Genomic DNA, 8,855 nt, shown 5'->3' on the forward strand with positions numbered 1-8,855 from the left:
GCCTGCAAGAGCACCTGCGCAACCAGCTGCTGGGCATGCGCCTTTCCGCCGAAGACGCAGCCGCCGTCACCGTGCTGATCGAGTCGCTCAACGACGACGGTTACCTCGCCGACCCGCTCGAAGAGATCGCTGCACAACTGGCCGACACCGACGCGCAGCGCGAAGAGATCCTGGAGCGCCTGCAGTGCGCGCTGAAGTGGCTGCAAAACATGGAGCCGCTGGGCGTGGGCGCCAGCGACCTGGGCGAATGCCTGACGCTGCAACTGCGCGCCTTGCCACGCAGCGAAGCGCAGATGATTGCCATCATGATCTGCAAGCAGCACCTGGAGCTGCTGGCCCGCCGCGACATGAAGAAGCTGATGGCCGCCACCGGTGCCGATGAAGATCTGATCAAGCAGGCGCAAACGCTGATCGTGGCCACCGAGCCCAAGCCGGGCCGCCAATTTGCGCGCGCCGAGGCCAACATCATCGTGCCCGACGTCATCGTGCAGAAGTCGGGCCGCAACTGGAAGGTGGTGCTCAACCCCGACGTGATGCCCAAGCTGCGCATCAACGACCTCTATGCGCAGGCTATTCGTGGCAGCCGGGGTTCGGGTGGCGCCAACGCGGGCTTGAGCTCGCGGCTGCAAGAAGCGCGCTGGTTCATGAAAAACATCCAGCAGCGCTTCGACACCATCCAGCGCGTGTCCCAAGCCATTGTCGAGCGGCAGAAGAGTTTCTTCACCCACGGCGAGATCGCGATGAAGCCGCTGGTGCTGCGCGAGATCGCCGACGAGCTGGGTCTGCACGAGTCGACCATCTCGCGCGTGACCACCGCCAAGTACATGGCGACGATGTTCGGCACCTTCGAGCTGAAGTACTTCTTCGGCTCCTCGCTCAACACCGATGCTGGCGGCAACGCCTCGAGCACCGCGGTGCGTGCGCTCATCAAGCAGCTGGTGGCGGCCGAGGATGCGGTCAAGCCGCTGTCGGACAGCCAGCTTTCGAAGATGCTCGAAGAGCAGGGCATCCAGGTGGCGCGGCGCACAGTGGCCAAATACCGCGAAGCCTTGCGCATCGCACCGGCCAACCTGCGGCGGACGATGTAATGGCGCTGCCACTGTTCCTGCCCTGCGCCGCCGGTGTCGAAGCCTGGCTGGCCGAAGAGGTGCAGCGCGTGCTGCCCGCGGCGCAGGTGCACACCGGCCGCGGCGGTGTGGGCGTCGATGGCGATCCGGTTGACGTGATGGCACTCAACCTCGAGAGCCGTCTTGCGCAGCGTGTGTTGGCCGAAGTGGCGTCCGGCCCGTACCAGAGCGAAGACGACATCTACGCCCTCGCGCGCAGTGTCGACTGGCAACAATGGATCACGCCCGAGCACACGCTGCGCGTCGACACCACGGCCCACCGCAGCCCCTTGCGCAGCCTGAACTTCGCTGCACTGCGCGTGAAAGACGCGGTCTGCGACCTGCTGCGCGAGGCCACCGGTGAGCGCCCGAGTGTCGACACCCAGCAGCCCGATTTGCAGATCGTGCTGCACCTGGGCGAGACGCACGCCTCGCTGTATGTCGACACCTCGGGCGAGTCGCTCTTCAAGCGCGGCTGGCGTGAAGACAAGGGTGACGCGCCGCTGAAAGAAACGCTCGCCGCCGCGATGCTGGCCGCCGCCGGCTGGCGCGGCACGCCGGCAGAAGGCGGCGCCTTGCACGACCCGTGCTGCGGCTCCGGCACCATCGCCATCGAGGCGGCACAAATCGCCTGCGGCATCGCACCGGGCCTGAAGCGCCGCTTCGCCTTCGAGCGCCTGCTGCCGTTTGCCGACGCCGAGATGCGCGCGCAATGGCAGCGGCTCAAGAGCCATGCGCAATCACGCATCCACGCGAGTGCGGTGCCGATCTTTGCGAGCGACGTGGCCTTTCGCATGGTCGACTTTGCGCGCCGCAATGCGCAGCGCGCGGGCGTGGAGCCGTACATCCAGTTCAACGGCGGCGACGCGCTGGAGCGCCCCGCACCCGCGCTGCCCGAAGGCCTGCACGGCACGCTGATGATCAACCCACCCTATGGCGAGCGCATCGACGTGGCGGGCAAAGCCGCACGACCCTCGGCGCAAGACCGAGACACACCCGACGACTTTTTCCCCCGTCTCTCCGCCCACTGGAAACGCGCCTACACCCAGCACCCTGCGGGTTGGACGGCCTGGGTGCTGAGCCCCGACATGAAGCTGCCGAGCTCGATGCGCCTGAAAGAGTCGCGCCGCGTGCCGATGTGGAACGGCCCGATCGAGTGCCGCCTGTTCCGTTTCGATCTGGTCGCCGGTTCGGCACGTTGAGGGGTTTCGACCATGGCGACTTCGCTTCCTTCGGGCCGCTGGCAAGACCTCACCACCACCGACTTTGCACGCGTCGACCCGGCGCGCACCATCGCGCTGCTGCCGGTGGCGGCCATCGAGCAGCACGGCCCCCACCTGCCGCTGTCGACCGATGCCGTCATCAACGAGGGTGTGGTGAACGAGATGCTGCAACGCCTGCCGGCGTCGGCCTCGGTGCTGGTGCTGCCGGCGCTCAATGTGGGCGACAGCCTCGAGCACACCGCCTTCCCCGGCACCCTCAGTGCCGACCTCAACGACCTGCTCGGCCTGTGGCTTTCGGTTGGCCGCGGCGTGGCGCGCGCCGGGGTGCGCAAGCTGGTGATCTTCAACAGCCACGGCGGCCAGCGGGCGCATGTCGACCTGGCCGCGCTGCGCTTGCGTGTGGCGCACGGCCTGCTGGTGGTGCGGGCGCACAGCTTTTCGTTCGGCGTGCCGCCGGGCCTGTTCGAGGTGGATGAGCTGGCGCATGGCTTGCACGGCGGCGCCGTCGAAACCTCGCTGTTGCTGCACCTGCGGCCCGAGCTGGTGCGGCAAGACGCGCTGGCCGACTTCCCTTCGTTCGGCAGCACCCTGGCGGCCAAGGGCGGCCTGCTCGGGGTCGAAAAACCTGTGGGCATTGGCTGGATGACACAAGACCTCAACCCGCAAGGCGCCTGTGGCAATGCCGCCGCAGCGAGCGCCGACAAGGGCCGCGCCCTGCTCGATCACCTGGCCACGCAGCTGGTGAAGCTGCTGGCCGAGGTGGAGGCTTTGCCGGTACCCGCGTCGGGCTGAGACCCGACGCTGATTCACTTCAGGCGTGCGACTGGTCGGCGCGCAAGTGCCCCGCGTGCTCGTGCTTGGTCTGCACATAACGCGCGTTGTGGCTGTTGACCTCGGCCAGCAGCGGCACACGGTCCACCACCTCGATGCCCGCGTCGCGCAGCGCATCGATCTTGTGCGGGTTGTTGGTCAGCAGACGGATGCGTGCGATGCCCAGCGCCTGCAGCATCGCCGCGGCGGCCTGGAAGTCGCGCTCGTCTTCGCGAAAACCGAGGTAGCGGTCGGCCTGCAGCGTGTCGAGCCCGCCGTCTTGCAGGCGGTAGGCGCGCAGCTTGTTGGCCAGGCCCGTGCCACGCCCTTCCTGCGCCAGGTAGAGCAGCACGCCACCGGCCACGGCCAGGTGGTCGATGGCGTGGCGCAGCTGGTCACCACAGTCGCAGCGCAGGCTGCCCAGCAGGTCACCCGTCAAACATGAGGAGTGCAGGCGCACCGGCACCGGCTCGTGCAGCGGCGGCTGGCCGACGATGATGGCCACGTGCTCGGCATCACCGTCGATTTCTCTGAACAGCACCAGCTTGCAGTCGTCGTGCGCCGCAATCGGCACCCGCGCATCGCTCACCCGCTGCAGCGCCCACGCGCGCCGCGACGCCACCAGCATGACCTCGTCGGTCGACAGGCGGTGCACCAGCAACGCATCCAGCGCGGCGCTCCTGGAGGCGGGCAGCTCGGCCACCAGCAAGGCGGGCGTCAGGCGGGCACGCTTGCACAGCGTCAAGGCGGCCAGCATCGCCGCGCCGGCCGGCTCGGCGTCGCCCAGCAAGGATTCATCGACACACCCCGGCGTGACCGCGCAAAGCAGCTGCACCTGTTCCACCGTGATCGGTGCAGCGAGGGCCAGAGCGCGTGGCGTGGAGGCGTTGGCCCAGCCCATGGCCTGCAGCCGCTCGGCCGTCAGCAGCAGGCGCATGCGACCACCCGAAAGGCGAACGATCTCTTGCAGCCGGGCCGGGCCGAGCGTCTCGACGGCCGCAGCGATGCAGCACCCGGCGCCATCCACGTCGTGCAGCGCAATCGGGCGGCCGTGGCGCAGTTCGGAGCAGGCTCGGTCCACGCGCACGGCTGCCAGTTCGGCCGCCGGGGGGGCTTCTTCAGTCGGTGGCCGCAAAGGGCTGGTCAAGGCGCTCATCTGCCCTAGGATACCGGCCACCCTGGCCGCGACCTAGCGCCAATTCCTCACGGCCTTGTAGGCTCTTTCCATTTTCTGCCCTCATGCCAGACCCGATTCGTGCCGTGAACGCCGAGGCCCCGCTGCCACCCGACTGGCCGGCGCTGTGGGATGACGTGCTGCGTGTGCGGGCGGCGGCCGCATCTGTCTCCGAGCTGAACATACAAGGCCTCAGCCCAGCCAGCGCCGCATTGCTCTCGCTGTACCAGCCGCTGCTCGGCAGCGCCTGGTGCGTGGCCCAGCTGGGCCAGAGCCTCGACGGCTGCGTGGCCACGCACAGCGGCGACTCGTACTTTGTGACCGGGCCTCAGAGCCTGCTGCACCTGCATCGCCTGCGCGCCTTGTGCGACGCGGTGCTGGTCGGCGCGGGCACCGTCGCGGCCGACAACCCGCAACTCACCACCCGGCGTGTGCCGGGGCCCAGCCCGACACGTGTGGTGCTCGACCCCGCGGCCCGGCTCGACGGCCGCGCGGGGGTGTTCACCGACGCCCAGGCGCCCACACTGTGGCTGTGCGATGCGCGCCATGCCCACGCCGCCCGGGCGGTGGCTTCCGAGGTCGTGGGCGTGGCGGGCTTGCTCGATGCGGGCGGCACCTGCCGCCCCGAGCGTGCGGTGGCCGCTCTGGCGACGCGTGGTCTTCACCGGCTGTTTGTCGAAGGCGGTGGCGTGACCGTGTCGCGCTTCATGGCGGCGGGCAGCCTGGACCGCCTGCACCTGGTGGTGGCGCCGGTGTTGATCGGTGCCGGACGGCGCGGCCTGCAGTTGCCGCCGTGGGCGACCATGGCCGATTGCCCGCGGCCGCCGGCGCAGCGCATGGCGCTGGGTGACGACACGCTGTGGGATCTGGACCTGCGCGCTGCGCAGCCGCCGCTCAGGTCTTGATCGCGTCGGGCGTGGCGATCACGTCCAGGTGGCCGATGCGCAGCGTGCTGCGCGCTGCGAGGGCGTGGCGCCGGGTTTGCCAAGAACGCATCGCGCTCGTGGCCAGCGGGTCCTGCTCGATCGCCGCCTCGGTGATGCCGTCGATCAAGGCCTGCTGCAGGCCGAGCGCGGCGGGGTCATGCCGTGCGTCGATCCACCAGTCGCTCGGGGCCGACTGCACCCCATAGCCCGCCGCACGAAAGCCCTCGATGGCGGTGGCGGCGGCCATCGGCCCCAGTGCCGGGCCGAAGCCCTTGTCGCGGCGCTGGTGGGCGTCGAACAGCGCGCTGGCCAGCGCGTCATCGGGGTCGAGCGGGTCCCACAGCGCGCGGCCATCGACGCTGAGCGCGAACAGCACCGACGCACCCGCGTCGCGGCACAAAGCCACCAGGCGCTGCAGCCACTCGGCGCTGACCAGATCGAGCAGGGCCGAGGCGGTGACGAGCGTGCTGCCTGCGAAAGGCAGCGTCTCCAGTTTGCGCGCCAGATCGAGCGCCACACGCTCGACGGCGGCCTCGCCGGGCGTCTCTGACCAGGCGTCGAGCAGGGCGGTGTCGTGGTCGACCACGCGCCACCGCTGCGAGCCGGCGAGCATGGGTGACAGGGCGCGAAAGTTGGCGCCGGTGCCGCAACCCAGATCGATCACACGCCAGGGTGCCTGCTCGGGCTTCAATGCGGCCAGCCAGCGGGCGAGTTGCAGCCGCTCGGCGGCCACGGCGCGTGCTGCCGTGTCGAAGGGCTCGCGCTGGCGCAGCCAGTCGGCGCTGAAGCCACTCATGCCAGTTCCTCCAGCACCTCGGCAAAGCGCGTGGCGGCTTGTGGCCAGGTCGGCAGCTGTTCAGCGGCCACGCGTGCGCCGGCGGCGAATCGTGCGCGTTCTTCAGGCTGACCGATCAACACGGCAAGGGCTTCACGCAAGGCCGACACATCGCCCGGTGGCACATGCAGGCCAGCCGTGCGCGGGAGTGTCTGCGCGAGCGCACCGCCGCTCGTGCACAACACCGGCAGACCGTGCGCCAGCGCTTCGGTGACGACCATGCCGTAGCCCTCGTGGAAGGACGGCAGCACGAACAGATCGGCCGCCGCGTAGTGGGCGCTCAACGAAGCTTCGTCCAGTTCGCCGTGCCAGTGCACACGGTCGCCGAGCCCGAGTTCGCTGGTGACGCGGCGCAGCTGATCGCTGGTCACCGGGTCGCGCTGTGTGCTGCCCACGCAGTGCAGCGCCCAGTCGAGCGTTTGCAGGCCGGCCAGTGCTTCCAGCAGCACGGCGTGCCCTTTGCGCGAGGTCAGTGTGGCGACGCAGAGCAGGCGCACGGTGCCATTCGTCGAAGCGCGGTGCGCCGGTGCCCGATCCGTGCCCGGCTCGACGACGCGAATGCGCTCGGCGGGCACGCCCATCGGAGCCAGGTCGCGTGCGGTGGCTTCGCTGGTCACGATCACGCGGCGCGCCGCCCGCAACGCTTCGCATTCGCTCGCGCGCAGCGTGTGGCAAGCCGTGTCGGCCAGTCCGGTTTCGAGGTGCAGCGGGTGGTGCACCAAGGCCACCCAGCGCAGGCGTGTCGCATGACGTTGCGCCAGCTCGGGCATCGCGCCAAAGGCCAGGCCATCGGCCACCACCAGGGCGCCATCGGGCAGCGCGTCGATCTGCGCTTGGGCGTGCGCGAGTGTGTCTGCGTCAGGCCAGGGGAAGCTGGTGCCGAGCGTGCGCAGGTCGATCTCCCACCCGCTCTCGCGCAACGCCAAAGCGATGCGGCGGTCGTAGCGGTAACCGCCGGTCGGCGTGTGCCAGTCGCCGGGGATCACGAAGTGGCAGACTTCTGGCATTCAGGCGCCGTCCGGCAGCGCGCCCTCGTACGACGCCCACGCCACATGCGACTCATTGAGCGTCACCTTCATCTGAGACAGGCCCGAGGCCTGCAGCCCCAGCTCGCCTGCCGCGATGCGCACGGCGATGCGGTCGAAGATCACCCGCGCGAGGAATTCGGTCGTGGTGTTCTGGCCGCTGAAGGCCGGCTCGTCGTCGAGGTTGCGAAAGTTCATCTCGGCCAGCACGGTTTTCAGCACCTCGGTCGCCAGGCCGATGTCGACCACCACACCGTCGGCGTCGAGCGCAGCGCGTCGCAGCTCCAGGTCGACCACGTAGGTCGCGCCGTGCATGCGCTGCGCCGGGCCAAACACCGCGCCGCGGAAGCTGTGGGCGATCATGAAGTGGTCTCGCACGTTGACGGCGTACATCGGGTCTCCTAAGAAAAGGGGTCAGTAGTCGATGCGCTGGCACAGCGTGTCGGGCGAACCACCCGCCAAACGCGCCAGCACTTCGGGCAATTGTTCGAAAGGCGCGATGTCGGTGATCAACCCATCGAGCACCGGCTCGGTGAGCAGTGACAAAGCGAGCGCCAGACGCCGCTTGTAGTCCCACCGGGCGCGCTGCGCGGTGGCGACCTGCCCGACCTGCGAGCTCTTGAGCGTGAGGCGTCGCGAGTGAAAAGCCTCGCCCAGCGGCACGCTCACCGCGCGGTCACCGTACCAACTGAGCTCGAGCACCGTCGCTTCGAAGCCGGCCAGTTGCAGCGCCGTGGCCAGACCAGCGGTTTGGCCGCTGGTGTGGATCACCAGGTCGGCGTCGGGCGTGGCCTCGTCGGGTGCCACGAAGCGTGCGCCCAGTCGGGTGGCGATGTCGGCACGCGAGGGCCGCACGTCGACCACCTCGACCTGGCAGCCGGGCAGCCGCGCGGCGAGCCAGGCCACCAGCAGGCCGAGCGTGCCGGCGCCCACCACGGTGATGCGGTCGCCCAGGCGCGGTGACGCGTCCCACAACGCGTTGACCGCAGTCTCCAGGTTGGCGGTGAGCACCGCGCGTGCGGCCGGCACGCCGGGTGGCAGCGGGTGCACCGCCTCGGCCGGCAGGTTGTAGTGCGTCTGGTGCGGGTACAGGCAGAACACCGTGCGCCCCAGCAACTCCGGCGGGCCTTGTTCGACGATGCCGACGCTCACGTAGCCGTACTTCACCGGTGCCGGAAAGTCGCCGCTCTGGAACGGCGCGCGCATGCGCTGGTGTTCGCTGGCCGGCACCTCGCCGCGGAACACCAGGCCTTCGGTGCCCCGGCTCACACCGCTGTGCAGCGTGCGCACGCGCACTTCGCCGGCAGCGGGCGGCGGCAGCACTTCATCACGCAGCTCGGCGCGGCCGGGTTCGGCCAGCCAGCACGCACGCGCGTTGACCACAAGCGTCGAAGGGGATGAGGGCACGGAGTTGACCCGGTTAAAGTGACCCGATGCACAAGGCAGCGTGTCATGGCGAGTGATCTTAAGGGGCGTCCGGCAAGCCCCTCGGGGCTGGGCGGCGATGCGCTGCGCGACCTGGTGGTCATGGGCGTGCTGATGGGGCTGGCCGCTGTGGCCATCGCCTCGCTGGCCGGTTTCGGTGCCGGCTACGTCGTCAAGGCCGCGGTTGTGTACCTGATCGGTGCCGTGCTCATTGGGCGCGGTCTGCCATTGGGGCACCCTCACCCGCGCTTTGGCCCCGCCAACCGGGTGACCTTGTTGCGCATGGCCTTGTCGGCCTTGTTGGCCGCCGTGGTCGGTGAGCCGCTGGGGC

General features: G+C 69.5%; 10 protein-coding genes. 5 read left to right on the forward strand and 5 right to left on the reverse strand.

The features are described from left to right. The 3 genes from rpoN to RMO40_RS17170 all read left to right on the forward strand — a co-directional run. A partial coding sequence (gene rpoN, locus RMO40_RS17160) for an RNA polymerase factor sigma-54 (protein ID WP_309724049.1) occupies positions 1-1,088 on the forward strand: 1,088 nt, incomplete at its 5' end. Further along, positions 1,088-2,308 (forward strand): THUMP domain-containing protein, encoded by a 1,221-nt coding sequence (locus RMO40_RS17165; RefSeq protein ID WP_309724051.1) that lies wholly within the window; start codon positions 1,088-1,090, stop codon positions 2,306-2,308. The genes rpoN and RMO40_RS17165, both read left to right, overlap by 1 nt. Before the next feature lie 12 nt (positions 2,309-2,320). After that, positions 2,321-3,121 (forward strand): creatininase family protein, encoded by an 801-nt coding sequence (locus RMO40_RS17170; RefSeq protein WP_309724053.1) that lies wholly within the window; start codon positions 2,321-2,323, stop codon positions 3,119-3,121. Between the two features lie 19 nt (positions 3,122-3,140). Here the strand turns inward: RMO40_RS17170 and ribA are convergent, their stop codons facing one another. Beyond that, positions 3,141-4,286 (reverse strand): GTP cyclohydrolase II, encoded by a 1,146-nt coding sequence (gene ribA / locus RMO40_RS17175; RefSeq protein ID WP_309724056.1) that lies wholly within the window; start codon positions 4,284-4,286, stop codon positions 3,141-3,143. A 92-nt stretch (positions 4,287-4,378) separates the two neighbouring features. Between ribA and RMO40_RS17180 the strand changes: the two genes are divergently transcribed. Further along, positions 4,379-5,218, forward strand: coding sequence for a dihydrofolate reductase family protein (locus tag RMO40_RS17180; RefSeq protein WP_309724058.1), 840 nt, complete (start codon positions 4,379-4,381; stop codon positions 5,216-5,218). On the opposite strand, the gene RMO40_RS17185 is transcribed toward RMO40_RS17180, so the two are convergent. The 4 genes from RMO40_RS17185 to RMO40_RS17200 are packed head-to-tail and all read right to left on the reverse strand — an operon-like array spanning position 5,208 to position 8,506. Further along, positions 5,208-6,035 carry a class I SAM-dependent methyltransferase gene (locus RMO40_RS17185; RefSeq protein WP_309724063.1) on the reverse strand — a complete coding sequence of 276 codons (828 nt, stop codon included), beginning with the start codon at positions 6,033-6,035 and terminating at the stop codon, positions 5,208-5,210. The two genes, RMO40_RS17180 and RMO40_RS17185, sit on opposite strands and share 11 nt — an antisense overlap. Then, complete coding sequence (locus tag RMO40_RS17190; RefSeq protein ID WP_309724065.1) at positions 6,032-7,081, reverse strand: glycosyltransferase family 4 protein; 1,050 nt, start codon at positions 7,079-7,081, stop codon at positions 6,032-6,034. Before RMO40_RS17190 ends, RMO40_RS17185 begins: the two co-directional genes overlap by 4 nt. Beyond that, on the reverse strand, positions 7,082-7,492 hold the full coding sequence (locus RMO40_RS17195; RefSeq protein ID WP_309724067.1) for a 6-carboxytetrahydropterin synthase: 411 nt from the start codon (positions 7,490-7,492) through the stop codon (positions 7,082-7,084). It lies immediately after the preceding gene. Between the two features lie 21 nt (positions 7,493-7,513). Then, positions 7,514-8,506 (reverse strand): zinc-binding alcohol dehydrogenase, encoded by a 993-nt coding sequence (locus tag RMO40_RS17200; RefSeq protein ID WP_309724070.1) that lies wholly within the window; start codon positions 8,504-8,506, stop codon positions 7,514-7,516. A gap of 45 nt (positions 8,507-8,551) precedes the next feature. On the opposite strand from RMO40_RS17200, the gene RMO40_RS17205 reads away from it, so the two are divergent. Then, on the forward strand, positions 8,552-8,855 hold a 304-nt coding region (locus RMO40_RS17205; protein WP_309724072.1), incomplete at its 3' end, for a hypothetical protein.

The sequence above is a fragment of the Rhizobacter sp. genome (assembly GCF_031412075.1).
Lineage (GTDB): Bacteria > Pseudomonadota > Gammaproteobacteria > Burkholderiales > Burkholderiaceae_C > Rhizobacter.